Origin of the sequence: Roseateles terrae (assembly GCF_014192155.1) — a bacterium.
Lineage (GTDB): Bacteria > Pseudomonadota > Gammaproteobacteria > Burkholderiales > Burkholderiaceae_C > Roseateles > Roseateles terrae.
The window spans coordinates 159,516-180,175 of record NZ_JACHXO010000004.1; the positions used below are offsets into that span (position 1 = coordinate 159,516).

A 20,660-nucleotide genomic window follows, 5' to 3' on the forward strand; every position below is an offset into this window, starting at 1 on the left:
AGGGTCGGCCACAGCGCCGACCGAGTCCCTCTTTATACGCGATAGGTATAGCTGCTGTACAAGCCAGCCGGCTTCTGCTGGCGCTGCTGCATCGCAACAATCCCAACCATTCCCCGAACTTCCCCTTCCCCCCATCATGTCCGTCCTTCCTTTATCCCCCACCGCAGCCGCCCCGTCGGGCTCTGCGACCCACCCCGGCCCAGCCACCCCAACCGGCGTTTTCTCCTCTGTGCCAACGGCACCGTCCGCCTCGCTGATCGTCGTGATGGCGGCGTCGGCCGGCCTGGGCGCCGCGTCGCTCTATTACAGCCAGCCGATCCTCGCCCAGCTATCCGACGACCTGCACGCCAGCCCGGCGGAAATCGGCGCGGTGCCGATGCTGACCCAGCTCGGATACGCCGCAGGCATTTTGCTGCTGACGCCACTGGGCGATCGTTTTGACCGCCGCAAGGTCATCCTGACCAAGTTCGTGCTGCTGGTGCTGACCTTGCTGCTGTGCGGCCTGGTGCCGGCCTACACCCCGTTCCTGCTCGCCAGTGCACTGCTGGGCCTGACAGCCACGCTCGCCCAGGACGTCGTACCGATGGCTGCGGCCTTGAGCCCTGCGGAGCACCGCGGGCGGATCGTCGGTCAGGTCATGACCGGCCTGCTGCTGGGCATCCTGCTGTCGCGGGTGATGAGTGGCGTGGTGGCGGAAGCCTTTGGCTGGCGCTGGGTGTTTGTGCTGGCGGCTGCCGCGCTGACGGTGGTGGGCCTGATCAGCTGGCGCCAACTGCCGTCGGTGCGTCCGGCGGTGCCGACGACCTATCCGGCCCTGATGCGCTCGCTCGGCGGCCTGTGGAAGGCCTATCCGTCACTGCGCCGCGCGACAGTGGCCCAGGGCCTGATGTCGCTGGCCTTCAGCGCCTTCTGGTCCACCCTGGCGGTGATGCTGCACCAGCGTTTCGGGCTGGGCAGCGCGGTGTCGGGCGCCTTTGGTCTGGCCGGTGCTGCCGGCGCCCTGGCCGCGCCGCTGGCAGGCCGTGTGGCGGACCGTCGCGGGCCGGGTCTGGTGACGAAGCTCGGGGCGCTGATCACCGCCCTCTCCTTTGCCGCCATGTCCCTGACGCCGCTGCTGGACCGCTCGGCCGCGATCGTGCTTCTGGTGGTCCTGGCCATCGTGTTCGACTTCGGGGTGCAGGCGACGGTGGTGGCGCATCAGACCATCGTGTATGGGCTGGACCCGGCGGCGCGGAGTCGCCTCAATGCGATCCTCTTCACCGGCATGTTCATCGGCATGGCGGCGGGGGCGGCGCTGGGCAGCCTGCTGCTGAGCCGCTTCGGCTGGGTGGGAGTGACGGCGCTGGCCACCTTCGCCAGCCTCGTTGCGCTGGTGATCCGGATGACCGCGGAGAGCGATTGACCAGGATGGTCGTGCGCATGGGGTTCCCGGTGGCGGCGCTTCGAATCCCCAGCCTTTCGGCAGGGCGAGGCGCCGAGCCGGGAACAGCCCTTGCCGCAGGCCAGGCATGAACGCCCCCGACCGCACCGTCCACCTCTACCTGTTCGATGGCTTCGCCGACTGGGAAGCCGCGTTTGCCACCGCAGGGATCCAGCAACCCGACTTCCATCAGACGCCCGGTCGATGGCAGGTCAAAACGGTCGCCGCGGCGGGTGCCGGTCTGGTCCGGTCCGCCGGCGGTCTGTCCGTGATGCCGGATCTGCGGCTGGACTCCCTGTTTCCCCAGGACAGCGAACTGCTGATCCTGCCCGGCGGCCCCGGGTGGGACCGCGGCGAACATCTGAATGCCGCCAACAAGGCCAAGGATTTTCTGGATCAGGGGCGCCGCGTGGCGGCCATCTGCGGCGCCACCGCCGGGCTGGCGCGCGTCGGCGCCCTCGACCAGCGCCGCCACACCAGCAACGCCGCCAGCTACCTGAACGGCACCGGCTATGCGGGCGGGGACCACTACGTGGATGAGCCGGTCGTGCTGGACCAAGGCCTGATCACCGCGGGCGGCATGGCGCCGATCGAGTTTGCCCGTGCCATCTTCGAGACGCTGGACATCTACAACGCCGAAACGCTCGACGCCTGGTACCAGCTCTACAAAACCGGCAAATCGGCCTGGTATGCCCGCATGGCGCAGCGTGCGCCCGAGGCGCCCGAAGCTTGACTGTTGAGGGCTGAAAGCCGCCTCAAGGCAGACGCGCCAGCGCTTCCAGGTAGCGCGGCGCCAGCATCAGCTCGTCCCACGTCAGCGGCGCCGATTGCGGCAGCAAGGCGGCACGCCGCGCTTCACTGTCGATGGCCGGGGCCCAGCGGCCTTCGGCCTGCGCCTGGCTCAAGCCGTCCAGCAGCTCGTCGATCGCCTGCCCGCCGCCTTCCAGGCTCTGGTTGCAGAGCAGCACCAGGTCGCAGCCGGCGTCCAGCGCCGCAAGCGCGGCTTCAGTGAATCCCACCGGCCGCCCTTCGATCATTCGCGCCCCCGCCATGCCGAGGTCGTCACTGAACACCGCACCGGCAAAGCCCAGACGCTCGCGCAGGATCTCCTGCAGCCAGCGACGGCTGAAACCCGCCGGGAGGCTGTCCACCTTCCGGTAGACCACATGCGCCGGCATCACCGCCGACAGGCTCAGACTCAGCCATTCGAACGGCCGCGCATCCTCCGCCAGGATCGCCTTCAGGCTGCGCGGATCCACCGGCACATCCACGTGCGAATCAGCCGCCACAAAACCGTGACCCGGAAAGTGCTTGCCGCAGCTGGCCATGCCCGCCAGGGCCAGGCCCTGCATCAGACTCTGGGCCAACAGGCTCACCACCCGCGGATCCCGATGGAAGCTACGCGAGCCCACCACCGCACTCAACGACTGGCGGGCGTCGTCCTGATGATCCAGGTCCAGCACCGGCGCAAAGCTCATGTCCACACCGCAGGCGCGCAGCTCCAGTGCCAGCACCAGGCCGGTCGCCGTGGCCGCCTGAATGGCGCGCATCGCGTCGTCCATCCACAGCTCCCCCAGGGCGCGCATGGCCGGCAGCGCGGTGAAGCCGTCCGTGCGGAAACGCTGCACCCGTCCGCCTTCCTGATCCACTGCAATCAGCAGATCCGGCCGGAGAGACTTGGCTTCGGCACACAGGGCCGTCAGCTGGGAACGGCTCTCGAAGTGGCGGGCGAAAAGGATCAGACCGCCCGTCAGCGGATGCTGCAGACGGCGCCGGTCATCGGCCGTCAGCGATGTGCCGGCGATGTCCAGGATGACGGGCGCGTGCAAGGATTCAGTCATGCTCGGTTCACTCTCGGGTCTCCACGACCACAAAGGCCGCGGCATAGTCGGTTTCATCGGTGACGGTCACATGGGCCGCCAGCCCCTTCGCTTCAAACCAGGTCGCCAAAGCGCGATGCAGCCGGATGCCCGGCTTGCCGCTCGGCGCCTTCACGATCTCGCAGTCCCGCCAGGTCATCGGCATGCGCATGCCCATGCCGATCGCCTTGGAAAAAGCCTCCTTGGCCGAAAAACGGGTGGCCAGGTAGGCGATGCCCCGGGCCGGCACCCGTTGATACCGGTCGTGGAACACCGTCAGCTCATGCGGTCCCAGCACCTTCTCGGCAAACCGCACGCCACGGCGCTCGAAGGTCTCGCGGATGCGGCGGATGTCGCAGATGTCAGTGCCGATGCCGTAAATCATGGAAGGTCCTTCTCGGGGTCACAGACACCCACCGGGTCTGTGGCTGTGGCTGAGACGCTCAGCGGGCATAGGCGCGCTGGATGCAGCGCTGATAGTCCCGCACGGCTTCGGCATAACCCAGCTCCAGCGCATCGGCCACCAGCGCGTGGCCGATGGAGACTTCCGCCACACCCGGCACCTCCTGCAGGAAGCGGGTCAGGTTGTCGCGGTTCAGGTCGTGGCCGGCATTGATGGACAGCCCCTGCGCCAGCGCCGCCCGGGCGGTGTCCGCAAAGCCGGCCAGTACCGCAGCTTCCCGCTCCGTGCCACACGCACTCGCCCAGGTCTCGGTGTAGAGCTCGATGCGATCAGCGCCCAGCGCCGCCACATGCGGCATCGCCGCCGGCATCGGGTCCATGAACAAACTCACCCGCACGCCCAGCGACTTGCACTCGGCGATCATCGGCCGCAGACGCTCCGCATCGGCCGGCAGATTCCAGCCGTGATCCGAGGTGAACTGGTCTTCGCTGTCCGGCACGAAGGTCGCCTGATGGGGGCGGGTTTCGCGGATGAAGTCCATCAGGTTCTGGGTCGGATTGCCCTCAATGTTGTACTCAGCATGGGGCCAGGCCTTGAGCAGCTCGGCCAGGTCCCGAACATCCTCCGCACGGATGTGCCGGCCATCGGGCCGCGGATGCACGGTGATGCCCTGCGCGCCCGCTTCCAGGCACAGCTGCGCCGCCCGGGTCACGCTCGGAATGCCCAGGTGCCGCGTGTTGCGCAGCAGGGCCACCTTGTTGACGTTGACGGACAACGCGCAGCGCGCGTCGTGGCGGAAGCCTTCAGGGGCCATCAGGGGATTCATGCGAAAAAACTCCGTTCAGTTCAGGAGCTTCTGGACATCCAGCAGCACCTGTCGCGTTCGCAGCGGTCGATGTCCCAGATGATAGTGAAGCAATGCGCGCAGCAACGGCTTCAGGGACGATCCAGCGTCTTCGCAGGCCGCCCGCAGCGCAGGCATGCTGCCATGGATCAACGCCGCCTGCAGCTGCACCAGGGCCTGGCCGCTCAGCTGCGGCGCGTCCTGCGTCGGCACCACCACACCGGCTTCAGGCGACAGCATGTAAAGCCGCTCCGGATCCAGCGCGTTCTGCGTCGTGGCCAGCACGCTCAGGTCGGGCAGCAGGCCGCAGTCGGCCAGCAGGCGCAGTTCGAATGCGCGCAGGGCGGCCTGAGCCCCATCACCGCTGCTGAGCAGCGGCATCAGGTCGGCATAGGCGTCAAACAGGGCGGTATGGGGATCCTGGCGGGGCAGGAACTTGAGCAGCAGCTCGTTGACGTAATAACCGCTGAACAGCGCCGCGCCGGACGGCAAGGTCTGGCCGCCCACCCACTCCGCGCCGCGCAGGGTGCGCACTTCGGCCGCACCCTCCTCGTTCATCTTGGAGGGCTTGCTCAGCGTCACCTGCAGCCGCAGGAACGGCAGCAGCACACCGCGCAATTGGGAATAGGGGCGCTTGGCGCCTTTGGCGACCACCGCCAGCCGGCCATGGTCGCGGGTGAAGAGATCCAGCACCAGGCTGGTTTCGCTCCAGTCGTAATGGTGAAGCACATAGCCCTGCACCATCAGCGGCTCACTCACTCATAGCCGTAGCTGCGCAGATGCTCTTCCGAATCGGCCCAGCCGGAGCGAACCTTGACCCACAGCTCCAGGAAGACCTTGGCATCCATCAGCGTTTCCAGCTCCTGGCGCGCTTCGGAGCCGATGCGCTTGAGCCGCTCGCCCCCGGCGCCGATGATCATGCCCTTCTGCGCATCCCGCTCCACCACGATGGTGGCGGCAATGCGGCGCAGGTTGCCCTCTTCTTCCCAGCGGTCGATGACCACCGTGGCGCTGTAGGGCAGCTCGTCGCCGGTCAGGCGGAAGAGCTTCTCGCGGATCATTTCGCTGGCCAGGAACTTCTCGCTGCGGTCGGTCAGCGCTTCCTCGTCATAGAACCACTCCTGCTTGGGCAGGTAGGGCTTGAGGATCTGGAAGAGGCGCTGCACGTCCGAATCCTTGCGGGCGGACAGAGGCACGAATTCGCTGAAGTTGCGGCGCTCCTGCATGCTCTTGAGCCAGGGCATCAGCTCGGCCCGGCGGGTGACCGCGTCCAGCTTGTTGGCGATCAGCACCACCGGCCTGTCCTGCGGCAGCAGCGACAGCACCTTGGCATCGTCCAGGCCGAACTTGCCGGCTTCCACCACAAACAGCACCAGGTCGACGTCCGACAGCACACCCTGCACCGTGCGGTTGAGGTTGCGGTTCAGCGCGGAGCTGTGACGGGTCTGGAAGCCGGGGGTGTCAACGAACACGAATTGCGCTTCCTCGACCGTGCGCACACCGGTGATGCGGTGGCGGGTGGTCTGCGCCTTCTTCGAGGTGATGGACACCTTCTGGCCGACCAGGGCATTGAGCAGCGTCGACTTGCCGACATTGGGACGGCCCACGATGGCGATCAGGCCGCAGCGGTTGTCGCCTTCATAGACCTGCACCGGGGGAGCGCCCCGGCCGCCGGTCACGCCGTGGTCGCCGTCACGGTCGGTGTCATCGCCGTCGGTGTCGTCGCCATCCTCGTCCTCGTCCTCATCGTCGCCGTTGTCGGTGCCGTCTTCGAGGCTGCTGTCGCTGTTGTCGCTGTCGCTGTCGTGCGCCGCGCCTGCCGTCAGCGCCTCCTGCTCATCGTCCGCGATGCCATCCACCGGGACCTGGTCGTCGGCATCATCACGGGCATGGCCCAGGGCTTGCGCGTCGAGCGCGGTCGAATCAGTAGCAGCCGGGCCGGAGACCGGGCCGCCGCGGGAAGTTTTCTTCATGGGGGTGCCTTTTGCTTAATCGCGCAAACCCGTGCCGGGCTTGTCGCCAGCCAGCAGCTCATCCAGGAGCTGCCGGGCCGCTTCCTGCTCCGCCATCCGGCGGGAGCGGCCATCGCCAGTGCGCGCGAGGCTGAGCGCGGGCACCTGACATTCAACGGTAAATGTCTGGGCATGGGCCTGCCCGCGAGTTTCGACAATGCGATAGATGGGCACCGGCAGCTTGCGCGCCTGCAGCCATTCCTGCAAGGCCGTCTTGGCGTCCTTGGCCCATTGGTCAATGCCGCTGCCGGCGATCAGATCGCCCAGCAGCCGACGCACGATGTCGTTGGCGGCCTGGTAACCGCCATCCAGGAAGGCGGCACCAATCACCGCCTCCAGGGCATCCGCCAGGATGGACGGACGCTGCCCGCCGCCGCCGCGGGCCTCCCCTTCGCTCATGCGCAGGGTGGCCGGCATCTGCAGTTGCAGGGCCAGTTTGTGCAGGCTGTCCTCGCGCACCAGATGCGCCCGGATGCGGGTGAGGTCGCCTTCGTCGGAGCCGGCAAACCGCTCGTACAGCAACGCCGACACCGCCAGGTTCAGCACTGCATCACCCAGGAATTCCAGGCGTTCATTGTGCTGCTGCCCGAAGCTGCGATGCGTCAGCGCCCGCTGGAGCAGATCCGCCTGGGTAAAGCGGTAGCCCAGTCGCTGCTGGAGTGCATCAAGCGCTTGCGGGTTCATCGGCATCCTCAGCGAGTCTCGCCCTTGTATTTGATCAGCAGATACACCGGACCGCCCAGCGACACTTCCTTGTCGTAGGCAAAACTGATCTTCACCTTGTCTTCCTTCTTGGTGATGACCAGATCGTTCGGCGTGATGCTGACGATCGAGTATTCAATTTCCTGGGTACGGGCAAAAGACGCGCGCGCGTCCGCCACCGAACCGGGGCCGCTGCTGGCAATTTTTTCCACCGTCTTGAGGATGGTGAAGTATTCCATCACCGTCGGGGCGACCCGCATGCCCACCACGGCCAGAAACGCCAGGATCACGCCCCAGAACAGCAGCCCGAACAGGCTGATGCCGCGCTGGCGCCGTGCGGCCGTCCCAGCGCGCGACGCGACGGTCGCGGATGTTGCGGTGGAGGTGATGTTGCTGGCTCCGGTCATGTGTGATTCTCCCAATCCTCGAATGTCAGTGTCTGGCACGGTTCTACCCGGTGGGTGGCTCCGGCTTTATTGGATGCCGCCAATGCGCTTTGGATTCCCGAAGTTCATCCACACCACAAAGGCCCGGCCGACGATGTTCTCATCCGGCACAAAACCCCAGAAGCGGGAATCCTGCGAGTTGTCGCGGTTATCGCCCATCATGAAGTAATGGCCCTCCGGCACCTTGCAGGTGACGCCTTCGAGGGTGTAGGTGCAGTTCTGCTGGTAGGGGAACGCGGCGATCGGGCCGAGCTGCCCGCGCGGCTGCGGATCCACCAGGATCTTGTGCTCCACCGGACCCAGCTTCTCGGTGAACATCGGGCGGATGCGCATCGAGCCGGGATCGTCGTCGAAGAAGTCGCCCTGGGCCTGCGTTTCCACCTCTTTGCCGTTCACATACAGCTTCTGGTTGGCATAGCGGATCTCGTCGCCGGGCAGGCCGACGGCGCGCTTGATGTAGTCCACGCTGGGGTTGAGCGGATAGCGGAACACCACCACATCGCCCCGGGCCACCTCGTGGTTGCTGATGATCTTCTTGTTGATCACCGGCAGACGGATGCCGTAGTGGAACTTGTTGACCAGGATCAGGTCCCCGATCCGCAGCGTCGGCACCATGGAGCCGGACGGAATCTTGAAGGGCTCGAAGAGGAACGAGCGCAGCAGGAAGACGATCAAGATGACCGGGAACAGGCCCGCGGTCCAGTCCAGCCACCACGGCTGGCGCAAATGCGGCTCGGCCACCACCTCGCGGGCAGCCGGGTTCGGTTCGGCACCGCTCCAGCGCTGTTCCTTCTCCCACGCGTCCGCCGCCACCTGCGCCTGGCGACGGCGCGCCGGCTGGAAGTAGACCCGCTCGGCCGTCCAGTAGCCCAGCGTGACCAGCGTCAGCACAAACAGGAGCAGCGAGAAATTGCCGTTCCAGTAGCCGGAGAACCAGCCGCCCAGGTAGGCGATCAAGACGGCATACAGCAACCCGGTCAGTGCACTCATCACGTTCATTCTTCGACTTGGAGGATGGCCAGGAAGGCTTCTTGCGGCACCTCCACCGAACCGATTTGTTTCATGCGTTTCTTGCCGGCCTTCTGCTTCTCCAGCAGCTTGCGCTTGCGGGTGATGTCACCCCCATAGCATTTTGCCAGCACGTTCTTGCGCAACGCCTTGATGTTCTCGCGGGAGATGATGTTGGCGCCGATGGCCGCCTGGATGGCGACGTCATACATCTGGCGCGGGATGATTTCCCGCATCTTGGCTGCCACCTGGCGACCGCGGTACTGGGATTGCGACCGGTGCACGATCAGCGACAGCGCATCGATGCGGTCGCCGTTGATCAGCATGTCCACCTTGACCACGTCCGAGGCGCGATATTCCTTGAACTCATAGTCCATCGAGGCATAGCCGCGCGAGACCGACTTCAGCTTGTCGAAGAAGTCCAGGACGATTTCCGCCAGCGGGATCTCGTAGGTCAGCATGACCTGACGGCCGTGGTAGGCCATGTTCAGCTGCACACCGCGCTTCTGGTTGGCCAGGGTCATCACCGGGCCCACATATTCCTGCGGCATGTACAGGTGGACCGTCACGATCGGTTCGCGGATCTCGCCGATCTTGCTTTGCTCCGGCATCTTCGAGGGGTTCTCCACCTCGATGATCTCGCCGTCGTTCAGCTGCACTTCATACACCACGCTCGGGGCGGTGGTGATCAGGTCCTGGTCGAATTCGCGCTCCAGGCGTTCCTGCACGATCTCCATGTGCAGCAGGCCCAGGAAACCGCAGCGGAAACCAAAGCCCAGCGCCTGGGAGACTTCCGGTTCGAAACGCAGCGAGGCGTCGTTGAGCTTGAGCTTTTCCAGCGCGTCGCGCAGCTGGTCGTATTCGCTGGCTTCGGTCGGGTAGAGACCGGCGAACACCTGCGGCTGGATTTCCTTGAAGCCGGGCAGCGCTTCGGTCGCCGGGCCCAGGTTGTTGGGCTGCTTCTTTTCAACGGTGATGGTGTCGCCGACCTTCGCCGCTGCCAACTCCTTGATGCCGGCGATGATGAAGCCCACCTCGCCAGCGTTCAGACGGTCGCGCGGATCGGACTTCGGGGTGAACACACCCAGATGCTCGGCGGGATAGACGGCGTCCGTAGCCATCATGCGGATGCGCTCGCCCTTGCGCAGCGTGCCGTCCACCACACGGACCAGCATCACGACGCCGACGTAGTTGTCGAACCAGGAGTCGATGATCATGGCGCGCAGCGGTGCCTCGACCTCGCCCTTGGGCGCCGGCATGCGGGCGATGATGGCTTCCAGGATCTCGTCCACGCCCATGCCGGTCTTGGCGGAGCAGGGAATCGCATCGGTCGCGTCGATGCCGATCACGTCTTCGATCTCGGACTTGGCACCTTCCGGATTGGCCTGCGGCAAATCCATCTTGTTGAGCACCGGCACCACTTCCACGCCCAGCTCGAGCGCGGTGTAGCAGTTGGCCACGGTCTGCGCCTCCACCCCCTGGCTGGCGTCCACCACCAGCAATGCGCCTTCGCAGGCCGACAGCGAACGGCTGACTTCATACGAGAAGTCGACGTGCCCCGGGGTGTCGATCAGATTGAGGTTGTAGACCTGACCATCACGCGCCTTGTATTGCAGGGCGGCGGTCTGAGCCTTGATGGTGATGCCGCGCTCGCGCTCGATGTCCATCGAGTCCAGCACCTGCGCTTCCATCTCCCGGTCCGACAAGCCTCCGCAGCGCTGGATGATGCGGTCGGCCAGAGTGCTCTTGCCGTGATCGATGTGGGCAATGATGGAGAAGTTGCGGATGTGGTTCATGGACTCAGTCGGAGGCCGCTGACCAGGAGACTGCCGTGAGACCTGTGTGAGAGCAACAGGTCCCGGGTCTGCCCCTGGGCGGCGAAGCGTGGACCCTCACCGGACCCACACGGAACATACGAGGAAATCGGGTGCCACCGTGCCACAGGCACCCCTGCGGGACATAAAAAAAAGGCACGTCGAAACGGTGACGCGCCTTCCAACAAAACGTATGGCAACTGCTTGTTGGGCTTTCATTGTAGCCAAAAGGGCCGCCCTGGAAACCGCATGGATGCGAGCTTTGCGGGCGTTGCCCTTCGCCAACAGGAATTTTGTCAACAGGTTATCCACAAAAGCTTGAGGACATCCTGTGGATCATTCCAGCCCATGCCCGGACCTTCCTGATTCCCCGTCGCGAGGGCTACAAAGGGAGCCGGACGCGGTGCGATTGTAGCGGAGGGCAGCATCAATCCCGCGGGTTGGTCACATCCGCTAGCGAGCACCAACCGACGCAAACCGGTCAGATGTTGCTCGCAGAGCGGCACCAGATTCCGCATCACGGAAAGCCCGAGAGGGGCGGTGGGTTGTAGTCGGACACCAAGGGTTTACCCTGGCAGACACCCACCGCCGGTGTCGCTTAGCCCTTGCCGGGCTTCAGGACGACGAAAGTGACCGCGTCGCCGCGGCGCACCAACATCTGCAGCGGCTTGGCCTTCTCGGCCTTGGCCAGCACTGCCTGGAACTGCTTGATCGTCTTGATCTCGGTGTTGGCCACCGAGAGGATCAAGTCACCCGCCCGCAGGCCGGCGCGTGCCGCCGGGCCATCGACCGCGTCGATCTTGATGCCGCCGCTCAGCTTCAGCTCCTTGCGCTGCGCATCGGTCAACTCGCTGACCGTCAGACCCCAGGCCTGGGCGCCGGTCTTGGCAGGCGCCTCGGGTTCCGGGGTGTTGGGAGCGCGGTCATCGGGCAGCGCTTCCAGGGTGGCGGTCAGCTCCTTGTAGGCGCCGCGGCGGAACACCTGCATCGGCACCTTGGTGCCGGGCGCGGTGGCGGCGGCGAGGCGACGCAGGTCCACCGCCTTCTCCACCGGCTTGCCGTTGAAGCGGGTGATGACATCCCCCAGCTCCAGGCCGGCCTTTTCGCCAGGGCCACCGGCCGTGATGCGAGTGACCAGCGCCCCCTGCGGCTTGCCCAGGCCAATGGCTTCGGCCACTTCCTTGGTCAGGTCGTCCGGATACACCCCCAGCATGCCGCGGGTGACGCGGCCCTTGCTGCGCAGCTGATCCGCCACCCGCATCGCTTCGTCGATCGGAATCGCGAAGGAGATGCCCATGAAGCCGCCGGACTGGCTGTAGATCTGAGAGTTGATGCCGATCACCTCGCCGCGCAAGTTCAGCAGCGGGCCGCCGGAGTTGCCCGGGTTGATCGCCACATCCGTCTGGATGAGCGGCAGCAGGTCGCCCGTGTCACGCGCCTTGGCGCTGACGATGCCGGCGGTGACGGTGTTGTCGAAACCGAAGGGCGAGCCGATGGCCATCACCCACTCGCCGACCTTGAGCTTGCCCACGTCGCCCATGCGCAGCATCGGCAGGCCGGTGGCTTCGATCTTCAGCACGGCCACGTCGGTGCGGCGGTCCAGGCCCACCACCTTGGCCTTGAATTCACGCTTGTCGGTCAGGGTGACCATGACCTCATCGGCTTCGTCCACCACGTGGGCATTGGTCATCACATAGCCGTCGGCGCCGATGACAAAACCGGAGCCCAGGCCACGGCGCTGGGGAGATGCGTCGTCATCATCATCGTCGTCGTCATCGGGGGACGGCGTGTTGGGCGCAGGCGCGCCCTTGCGCTGCGGCGGCACGGGGATGCCGAAGCGACGGAGGAAGTCGCGCATCTGCTCATCGAGCTGCGCATTGGTGCCCACCTTGATCTTCTCCGAGGTCCGGATATTGACCACGGCAGGACCGGCCTGCTCCACCAGCACGCTGAAGTCGGGCAGCGCGCGGGACAGGTCGATCGCAGGCGCGGGTGCCGGGGCCACAGCGGGGGCGGCCGACGCCGGCGTCACCGGCGCGTTCTGGGCGGTCACGGGCAGGGTCGCCTGCAGCGCGGCGGCGCCTGCAAGCGCCAGGGCAAGATGGCGGAACGGTATGGACATGAAGACTCGCGTCAGGAGCAAATCAGAGGGACAGAAGGTACATCATGCACGGAAATGCTCAACTCCGTGCCATGAACAAGTGAATGCGCAGTAACGACCAGTGGCCGCCCTGCTGCCGTCTCGATACCGCCAGACACCGATGGCGCCAGAAGCGCCTTTCACTGCCCAAAGGGACCAGCCGTAACAGCATCCAGTGCTCCACATCCAGCAGCACCTGCAGGTGCACCGCCTGGGCGGGAGCACGGGAGCCCGCATCCGCTGTCTTGCCGTTGGCAAGTGGCGCACCTGCGCGCTGGAGCCACCAGGACTGGGTGTCCCAGCGCAGGGTCACCACGTCGGCGTCGGCGTCGGCATCGGCCCTGGCATCTCGGGCTGTAGCGGCATCGGTGGCGTTGGCGGGTGTCCGCAGCAGGTGCCGGTGGCGGTGAGTCATCCCCAAGGCGGCCGCCATGACGCCCGCTGCGGAGCCCATCACCGTCCAGTAGGGCGAGGCCAGCTGCAACAGCACCGCCAGCAGCGCGGCCATCAAGCCGGCAAGCCGCAGCAGATCCTGCAGCAGCCGCCAGACGGGATCGGGCGGACAAACAAAACGCCGGGTCATCGTGGATCGATGAACCCGGCGTGGGATACCGCGCTGGCCTTGGCGGCCTGCAGCCTGAGGAGACGCCCGCGCGGTCATGCTCTCACCGCGCGAGGGCCGATCAGACCCGCTTGAAGATCAGGGTGCCGTTCGTGCCGCCGAAACCGAAGTTGTTCTTGGCGGCATATTCGATGGGCATCTTGCGCGCTTCATTGGCGCAGTAGTCCAGATCGCAGGCGGGGTCCTGGTTGAAGATGTTGATCGTCGGCGGGGCGACCTGGTCGTGGATCGCCTTGACGGTGAACACCGACTCGATGCCACCGGCGCCACCCAGCAGGTGGCCGGTCATCGACTTGGTGGACGACACCACCAGGCCATTCTTGGCATGGTCGCCGAAGGCCTGCTTGATGGCGTTGGTCTCGTTCGCATCGCCCAGCGGCGTGGACGTGCCGTGGGCATTCATGTACTGGATCTGGTCGGCATTCAGACCGGCATTGCGCAGGGCATTGCGCATCGAGCGGGTCGGGCCGTCCACATCCGGCGCGGTCATGTGATAGGCATCGGCACTCATGCCGAAGCCCACCAGTTCCGCATAAATTCTGGCGCCACGCTTTTTGGCGTGTTCATACTCTTCCAGCACCAGCACGCCGGCGCCCTCGCCCAGCACGAAGCCGTCGCGATCCTTGTCCCAGGGGCGGGACGCGGTCTTGGGGTCGTCATTGCGGGTGGAGAGTGCGCGAGCGGCCGCGAAGCCACCGACGCCCAGGGGCGACACGGTGGATTCGGCACCGCCGGCCACCATGACGTCGGCATCACCCGCCTCGATCATGCGACCGGCCTGACCGATGCTGTGCAGCCCGGTCGTGCAGGCGGTGACGATGGCCAGATTGGGGCCCTTGAAACCGCATTGGATGGACACGTGACCGGAGATCATGTTGATGATCGAGGCCGGCACGAAGAACGGAGAAATGCGGCGGGGGCCCCGGGCGGTCAGCTCCGCATGGGTCTCTTCAATCATCGGCAGGCCGCCGATGCCCGAGCCGACCAGCACGCCAATGCGTTCGGCCATCTCGGGTGCCAGGGCGTCCCCGGTGGGCAGACCTGCATCCCGAATGGCCTGCAGCGAAGCGGCCAGTCCGTAATGGATGAAGGTGTCCATGTGCCGTGCTTCCTTCGCGGGGATGTAGTCCTCCACGTTGAAGCCCTTGACCTCTCCCGCGAAATGACAGGCCAGGATGCTGGCATCAAAGCGGGTGATGGTATCGATGCCGGATTGACCAGCCACGATATTGGCCCAGCCCTGTTCGACCGTGTTGCCCACGGGACTGATCAGGCCAAGACCGGTGACGACGACGCGACGACGGCTCATGCTCTATGACTGAAGTGATACTGCGGGGACGCCTCGGGGCAGCGCTGGGTCAGCGCGCCCCCCAGGGATCAAGCCTTCTGGTGCTTGACGGCGTAGTCGATCGCCAGCTGGACGGTGGTGATCTTCTCGGCTTCTTCGTCCGGGATCTCGATGCCGAACTCGTCTTCCAGGGCCATCACCAGTTCCACGGTGTCCAGAGAATCAGCGCCCAGATCGGCGACGAAGGCCTTTTCATTGGTCACATCGGCTTCAGGCACGCCGAGCTGCTCGGCGATGATTTTCTTGACACGTGCTTCGATATCGCTCATGACTCCTCCAGGAGGGGTTTGCTAGAACAACCCGGGATTCTAAGGCCTTAGAGTGGCGCCTCTAAGATCAGGCGCCCCCGAGGCGATCGGTTCCCTTGGGAACGTGAACGCGCTCGGACTCTATCAGCCCCACACCGGCCGGGTGAATCCGGTGGGCACCCACCCCCTCGGAAAGGAGGGACGGGTGCCACGATTCAAAAAAATGATTCGTGGCGGGCGACGCCTCAGCTCATGTACATGCCGCCATTGACATGCAGCTCCGAGCCGGTGATGTAGCCCGCTTCCTTCGATGCCAGGAAGGCCACCGCCGCCGCAATTTCCGACGGGTCGCCCAGACGGCCCAGCGGGATCTGCGCCAGCAGCGCGGTCTTCTGGGCCTCCGGCAGCACTTCGGTCATGTCGGTGGCGATGAAGCCGGGCGCCACGCAGTTGACGGTGATGTTGCGGCTGCCCAGCTCCCTGGCCAGGGCACGCGTCATGCCTGCCACGCCGGCCTTGGCGGCCGCATAGTTGGCCTGGCCGGCATTGCCGGAGGCGCCCACCACCGAGGTGATGTTGATGATGCGGCCATAACGCTGCTTCATCATGGTGCGCATCACCGCGCGGCTGGCTCGGAAGACGGCCTTGAGGTTGGTGTCGAGCACCGCATCCCAGTCTTCATCTTTCAGGCGCATGGCCAGCATGTCGCGGGTGATGCCCGCATTGTTGACCAGCACCTGCAGACCGCCGTCCTGCTTGGTGATGCTGTCCACCAGCGCTTCCACCGCAGCGGCATCGTTCACATTCAGGACCACGCCACGCCCCCCCACCGGCTGCAGCGCATCGGTGATGCCCTGGGCACCCGATTCGCTGGTGGCCGTGCCGATGACGGTGAAGCCCTTCTCAGCCAGGGTCAGGGCGATGGAACGGCCGATGCCGCGACTGGCGCCGGTGACCAGCGCAACTTGCTTGCTCTCACTCATGGAGTTCCTCTGCGGTAGGGAGCGATGGGAATCCGGGTCCGGCTCAGGCCAGCAGGGCCTTGGCTTCTGCCAGGGAGGCCGGATCCAGCACCGTGGTGCTGGCGATCTCGCCGTCAATGCGCTTGGCCATGCCGGCCAGCACCTTGCCAGGGCCGCATTCGATGAGGGTCGTCAGGCCGCGGGCCTTGAGCGCCTGCACCACTTCCACCCAGCGCACCGGGCCGAAGGCCTGGCGATAGAGGGCGTCACGCAGGGCATCGGCACTGTCGGTCACGGCGACGTCGATGTTGTTGATCACCGGGAAAGCCGCCGGCTGGAACTGCACCGCGGCGAGCTTCTCGCGCAGGCGATCGGCGGCGGGTTTCATCAGGCTGGAGTGGAACGGCGCGGAGACCGGCAGCGGCAGCGCACGCTTGGCACCGGCGGCCTTCAGCGCTTCCATCGCCTTCTCGACACCGGCCTTGCTGCCGGCAATCACCGTCTGCTTGGGATCATTGAAGTTGACCGCCTCGACCACCTCGCCGCTGTCCTGGGCCACCTGCAGGCAGACCTCGCGCACCACCGAGGCATCCAGCCCCAGGATGGCCGACATGGCGCCGGTGCCCACCGGCACGGCTTCCTGCATGGCCTGCGCACGGAAGCGCACCAGCGGCAGCGCATCCGACAGGCTCAAGGCCCCGGCGGCCACCAGCGCGGTGTACTCGCCCAGCGAATGGCCGGCGGCAGCCGCAGGGACCAGACCGGTCTCGGCGATCCAGGCGCGATAGCACGCCACCCCCGCGGTCAGCATGACCGGCTGGGTGTTGGTGGTCAGATCCAGCTGTTCCTTCGGGCCCTGCTGGATCAGCGTCTGGATGTCTTCGCCCAGGGCGGCAGACGCTTCGGCCAGCGTGCGGACCACTTCAGGATGATCGCCCCAGGCGTCCAGCATGCCGACGGATTGGGATCCTTGGCCGGGGAAGACGAATGCGAAGCTCTTGCTCATGGCTCTGTCGGATCAGTCGGTGGTGGTGGGAAAGAAAGACGGGAAAGGCGGGGGTGACGACGGTAACGGCGGTGAGGGTGATGCAGGATCAGAAATCCAGCAGCACGGCCCCCCAGGTGAAGCCACCGCCGACGCCTTCCAGCATGACGGTGTCGCCCCGCGCAATCTTGCCGGAACGCACGGCGGCGTCCAGCGCCAGCGGGATCGAGGCGGCGGAGGTGTTGCCGTGCTCGTCGACCGTGACAATCAGCTTGTCGAGCGACATCTTCAGCTTCTTGGCCGTGCCCTGCATGATGCGGATGTTGGCCTGGTGGGGAATCAGCCAGTCGATGTCAGCGTCGGTGCGGCCAGCCTTCTCGAGGACCGATCGGGCGACCTTGTCCAGCACACCCACGGCGAGCTTGAACACGGCCTGACCGTCCATCTTCAGCAGCGGATGGCCCAGCACCTCACCGCCGGACACGGTGCCCGGGGTGCAGAGAATGTCGACGTGACGGCCGTCCGCATGCAGTTCGCTGGCCAGGATGCCGGGCGTATCACTGGCGCCCAGCACCACGGCGCCGGCGCCATCACCGAACAGCACGCAGGTGGTGCGGTCCTTGAAATCGAGGATGCGCGAGAACACCTCGGCACCGATCACCAGCGCCTTGGTCGCGGCGCCGCTCTTGATCATCGAGTCGGCCACGGTCAGCGCATACACAAAGCCGGAGCACACGGCCTGCACGTCAAACGCCGGGCAGCCGTGGATGCCGAGCTTCTGCTGCAGCAGACAGGCGGTGGAAGGGAAGACCATGTCCGGTGTGGACGTCGCCACGATGATCAGGTCGATCTCCTCCGCAGACACGCCGGCCGCTTCCAGCGCCGCGCGAGCAGCGGGCAGGGCCAGATCGCTGGAGGTCGTGTCCGGACCGGCGAAATGACGGGCATGGATGCCGGTCCTCTCGACGATCCAGTCGTGGGACGTCTCGATGCCATCCTTGGCGAGCCGGTCGGCCAGCGCCTGGTTGGACACCCGGTCACCGGGGAGAAAACTACCCGTGCCGAGAATGCGAGAAAAACGGGGGGACTGTGGGGCGGAAGCAGTGGTCATGCAGCATGGGCGGCCGGGGCCGCCGTGTCTCCAGCATCGCCGCCCTCCTCACTGACAGGCGCCGGAAGTGCCTGCATCGTTGCGACGATTCGATCATGAACCCGGTCTAGAAGCCGGTTGCGAGCCGCATCATAAGCCCTGTTCAAAGCCTGCTCGAAAGCAAACGCATCCGCCGAACCGTGGCTCTTGAAGACCAAACCGCGCAGTCCGAGCAGGGCTGCACCGTTGAATCGACGATGATCGACGCGGTTCTTGAAACGTTGCAGGATCGGCATCGCCAGAAGAGCGACGATGCGGCTCCACCCATTGCGGGTGAACTCCGCACGGATGAAGCTGGAGATCATGCTGGCCAGCCCTTCGGCGGTCTTCAGGGCCACATTCCCGACAAATCCGTCACACACAACGATGTCGGTCGTGCCTTTGAAGATGTCATTGCCTTCCACGTTCCCGTGGAATTGCAGCGTGCCGTGGGCATGGGCTTCGCGGAGCAGTTCACCGGCGCGTTTGATGGTTTCGTTGCCCTTGATCATCTCCTCGCCGATGTTCAGCAGGCCGACGCTGGGCTCTTCCTTGCCATCGACCGCCGACACCAGGGCGCTGCCCATCACCGCGAACTGCAGCAGATGCTCGGGACCGCAGTCCACATTGGCGCCGAGGTCCAGCACGGTGGTGAAGCCGCCGATCTGATTGGGCATGACGGTGGCGATGGCCGGACGGTCAATGCCGTCCATCGTCTTGAGCAGGTACTTGGCCACGGCCATCAGGGCGCCGGTATTGCCGGCCGAGACGCAGGCCTGGGCCAGCGGCGCTTCCCCATCGCGACCGGCCTTGAGCTGCTGCAGGGCCACCCGCATGGAGGAATCCTTCTTGCGGCGCAGGGCCACTTCGATCGGATCTTCCATCGTCACGACTTCAGTCGCCGCCACGATGCGGCAACGGGGCCACTGCGCCGCTTCGGCCAGCGCCTCCGGACGCCCCACCAGCACCAGCTCCGCTTGCGGATGGTTGGCCAGGAAGGCCTTGCAGGCCGGCAGCGTGATGGAGGGGCCGTGGTCGCCGCCCATGCAATCCACCGCCAGTCGCAGCGGCGACTGCGGTGTCAGCGGCGTCGGTGGTGCCAGGGACGCCGGGGACAACACGGCGGACGGGGACTGCTGGGCGTGGGTGTCAGACATCGAGGCCAATGAGGGACTTGAAGGGAGGCTGGCGGAACACTTGCAACAAGCGGGCCACCTTACGCGAGGCCGCGCGGCGGGACAAGCACATCCGCCCATGGGCCCAAGGAGCCATGGCGAACACCCGACCCCTGCGCCGGGGCCCCGAAAAGCAAAAGCCCGGCAACGCCATGCGCTGAACCGGGCTTTGAAAGCATCACTGGGGAAGCTCAGGTCCGAAGAGACCGATCATGGCGCCGAGGCACCATGACATCGCTGATGGCGACTGATCGTGACCGACAGGGTCGGAACGATCAGGCGGCGTCGGCCTTGGTCTTCAGAACCTTGCGGCCACGATAAAAGCCAGTGGGGCTGATGTGGTGACGCAGATGCACTTCGCCGGTGGTCGGCTCGATCGCGGTACCCGGGGTGCCCAGGGCATTGTGCGAACGGTGCATGCCACGCTTGGAAGGCGACTTCTTGTTTTGCTGAACGGCCATGAAATTTCTCCTAAAGGCTTCGGCGCGGTGATCAAAAAAGACTGATCAAGCTTCGTGAAAGTCGAGGCCTGCGATGGTGTTGCGCTAGGGGTGGTGGCTTCCTTCGAAGAGTTACCACAACCGATGCCTCGGCCCAGCCACAGCGCACGCTCTGGTATGTGAGGCGCTCCGCTGCAACTCAATTGCAACCGGAACCGCCCAAATACCCGCATGCTTGCCATTAAGCCGGGAAAGCCCGCGAGTGTAGCACAGCGCCCTCAGGCTTTACCAGCCGTTCCCTTTTTCAGCGCGGCAAGTGCCGCAAACGGATTGGGGCGCTCCTCTTCCTGCGCCTCGTCCAGTTCCTCGGGCTCCGCCAGGGGCAGCGGCTCTGGGCAAACCTCGTGACGGGGCACCAGCGGCAGCGCCAGCAACAGCTCGTCTTCGGCCAGCTCCTGCAGGTTGAGCACGCGCGGCAGGGCCAGCACGTCGTCGTCACCCTCCATGTCCAGTTCGGCGGCCTGGGTTTCGTCCCGCACAAAACGGAACCAGCGGGACATTTCCACCCCTTCCACCACCGGCTTGAGGCAGCGCTGGCAGGTTTGGGCCACCTGCGCCTGGGCGTCCAGTCGCATCCAGATTTGGGGCTCGCTGCCTTTGGGTGTGCGGATCTCGCCCTCCGCCGTCCAGCGGATGGCGGGCCAGCCAGTCGCCGGCGCTTCGGGCGCAGCGATGTCGGCCAGGCGCGGCAGGTCGGCGGCCGGCCATTCGCCGTCCAGACTCAGGCCTTCGCGGGCGAAGGTTTCAACATCCAGTTTGAGGGGGTTCAGGGCTCGGGACTTCATGGTGCAAGTGTACGAGGCCAGCCGGTCGGGTGACGGGCCTGGCCGATCCATGACCCTCGTTGCCAGTCGCCAGTTGTCAGGCTGCGGGGCACGCGCTTCCGACTGTGGCCGATGGCCCTGGCCCGCCACTCAGACCCTTGGCACTCGGCACTCGGCTATCCGGTGACCGTTCCCGCGCCAAATGCCATGCGCCAAATGCGGCAGCACCCGATGGGAGAATGCTCATCATGAGCGCTTCCGCTGTTCCTCCTCCCCCTT

General features: G+C 65.6%; 21 protein-coding genes. 2 read left to right on the plus strand and 19 right to left on the minus strand.

Annotation, left to right across the window (positions count from 1 at the left end; genetic code table 11):
* Positions 1-136 precede the first annotated feature (136 nt).
* The gene (locus FHS28_RS12600) at positions 137-1,402 is read left to right on the plus strand and encodes an MFS transporter (protein WP_088450942.1); all 1,266 of its coding nucleotides are present in this window, start codon (positions 137-139) and stop codon (positions 1,400-1,402) included.
* A gap of 106 nt (positions 1,403-1,508) precedes the next feature.
* Positions 1,509-2,153, plus strand: coding sequence for a DJ-1/PfpI family protein (locus FHS28_RS12605; RefSeq protein WP_088450944.1), 645 nt, complete (start codon positions 1,509-1,511; stop codon positions 2,151-2,153).
* 22 nt (positions 2,154-2,175) lie between these two features.
* On the opposite strand, the gene nagZ is transcribed toward FHS28_RS12605, so the two are convergent.
* The 19 genes from nagZ to FHS28_RS12700 form a co-directional block, all read right to left on the minus strand.
* Complete coding sequence (nagZ, locus tag FHS28_RS12610; RefSeq protein WP_088450946.1) at positions 2,176-3,261, minus strand: beta-N-acetylhexosaminidase; 1,086 nt, start codon at positions 3,259-3,261, stop codon at positions 2,176-2,178.
* 7 nt (positions 3,262-3,268) lie between these two features.
* A complete protein-coding gene (gene acpS, locus FHS28_RS12615) occupies positions 3,269-3,664 on the minus strand; it encodes a holo-ACP synthase (RefSeq protein ID WP_088450948.1) in 396 nt (131 codons plus the stop codon).
* Between the two features lie 58 nt (positions 3,665-3,722).
* Complete coding sequence (locus tag FHS28_RS12620) at positions 3,723-4,508, minus strand: pyridoxine 5'-phosphate synthase (protein WP_088450951.1); 786 nt, start codon at positions 4,506-4,508, stop codon at positions 3,723-3,725.
* Positions 4,509-4,523: 15 nt separating this feature from the next.
* Positions 4,524-5,270 (minus strand): DNA repair protein RecO, encoded by a 747-nt coding sequence (gene recO / locus FHS28_RS12625; protein WP_088450953.1) that lies wholly within the window; start codon positions 5,268-5,270, stop codon positions 4,524-4,526.
* Between the two features lie 11 nt (positions 5,271-5,281).
* Positions 5,282-6,205: a GTPase Era gene (gene era, locus FHS28_RS12630; RefSeq protein WP_310736789.1), complete on the minus strand. Its 924-nt coding sequence runs from the start codon at positions 6,203-6,205 to the stop codon at positions 5,282-5,284.
* Between the two features lie 309 nt (positions 6,206-6,514).
* Positions 6,515-7,222, minus strand: coding sequence for a ribonuclease III (gene rnc, locus FHS28_RS12635; RefSeq protein ID WP_088451493.1), 708 nt, complete (start codon positions 7,220-7,222; stop codon positions 6,515-6,517).
* An 8-nt stretch (positions 7,223-7,230) separates the two neighbouring features.
* Positions 7,231-7,647 (minus strand): DUF4845 domain-containing protein, encoded by a 417-nt coding sequence (locus tag FHS28_RS12640; protein ID WP_088450957.1) that lies wholly within the window; start codon positions 7,645-7,647, stop codon positions 7,231-7,233.
* A 66-nt stretch (positions 7,648-7,713) separates the two neighbouring features.
* Complete coding sequence (gene lepB / locus FHS28_RS12645; protein WP_088450959.1) at positions 7,714-8,685, minus strand: signal peptidase I; 972 nt, start codon at positions 8,683-8,685, stop codon at positions 7,714-7,716.
* Positions 8,682-10,490, minus strand: a complete 1,809-nt coding sequence (gene lepA / locus FHS28_RS12650; RefSeq protein WP_088450961.1) for a translation elongation factor 4 — start codon at positions 10,488-10,490, stop codon at positions 8,682-8,684. Before lepA ends, lepB begins: the two co-directional genes overlap by 4 nt.
* A gap of 616 nt (positions 10,491-11,106) precedes the next feature.
* Positions 11,107-12,630, minus strand: a complete 1,524-nt coding sequence (locus FHS28_RS12655) for a DegQ family serine endoprotease (protein WP_088450963.1) — start codon at positions 12,628-12,630, stop codon at positions 11,107-11,109.
* A gap of 58 nt (positions 12,631-12,688) precedes the next feature.
* Positions 12,689-13,231, minus strand: coding sequence for a hypothetical protein (locus FHS28_RS12660; protein ID WP_088450965.1), 543 nt, complete (start codon positions 13,229-13,231; stop codon positions 12,689-12,691).
* 100 nt (positions 13,232-13,331) lie between these two features.
* Positions 13,332-14,579, minus strand: coding sequence for a beta-ketoacyl-ACP synthase II (gene fabF, locus FHS28_RS12665; protein WP_088450967.1), 1,248 nt, complete (start codon positions 14,577-14,579; stop codon positions 13,332-13,334).
* 68 nt (positions 14,580-14,647) lie between these two features.
* Positions 14,648-14,887, minus strand: a complete 240-nt coding sequence (gene acpP, locus FHS28_RS12670) for an acyl carrier protein (protein WP_058936430.1) — start codon at positions 14,885-14,887, stop codon at positions 14,648-14,650.
* A gap of 224 nt (positions 14,888-15,111) precedes the next feature.
* Positions 15,112-15,849, minus strand: coding sequence for a 3-oxoacyl-ACP reductase FabG (fabG, locus tag FHS28_RS12675; protein ID WP_088450970.1), 738 nt, complete (start codon positions 15,847-15,849; stop codon positions 15,112-15,114).
* Positions 15,850-15,892: 43 nt separating this feature from the next.
* Positions 15,893-16,834 carry an ACP S-malonyltransferase gene (gene fabD / locus FHS28_RS12680; protein WP_088450972.1) on the minus strand — a complete coding sequence of 314 codons (942 nt, stop codon included), beginning with the start codon at positions 16,832-16,834 and terminating at the stop codon, positions 15,893-15,895.
* A gap of 88 nt (positions 16,835-16,922) precedes the next feature.
* The gene (locus FHS28_RS12685) at positions 16,923-17,924 is read right to left on the minus strand and encodes a beta-ketoacyl-ACP synthase III (RefSeq protein WP_088450974.1); all 1,002 of its coding nucleotides are present in this window, start codon (positions 17,922-17,924) and stop codon (positions 16,923-16,925) included.
* Entirely contained in the window at positions 17,921-18,988 is a 1,068-nt protein-coding gene (gene plsX / locus FHS28_RS12690; RefSeq protein ID WP_246410078.1) for a phosphate acyltransferase PlsX, read from the minus strand. Before plsX ends, FHS28_RS12685 begins: the two co-directional genes overlap by 4 nt.
* A 404-nt stretch (positions 18,989-19,392) precedes the next feature.
* On the minus strand, positions 19,393-19,578 hold the full coding sequence (rpmF, locus tag FHS28_RS12695) for a 50S ribosomal protein L32 (RefSeq protein WP_058936434.1): 186 nt from the start codon (positions 19,576-19,578) through the stop codon (positions 19,393-19,395).
* A 257-nt stretch (positions 19,579-19,835) separates the two neighbouring features.
* Positions 19,836-20,402, minus strand: coding sequence for a YceD family protein (locus tag FHS28_RS12700; protein ID WP_088450980.1), 567 nt, complete (start codon positions 20,400-20,402; stop codon positions 19,836-19,838).
* Between the last annotated feature and the right edge of the window lie 258 nt (positions 20,403-20,660).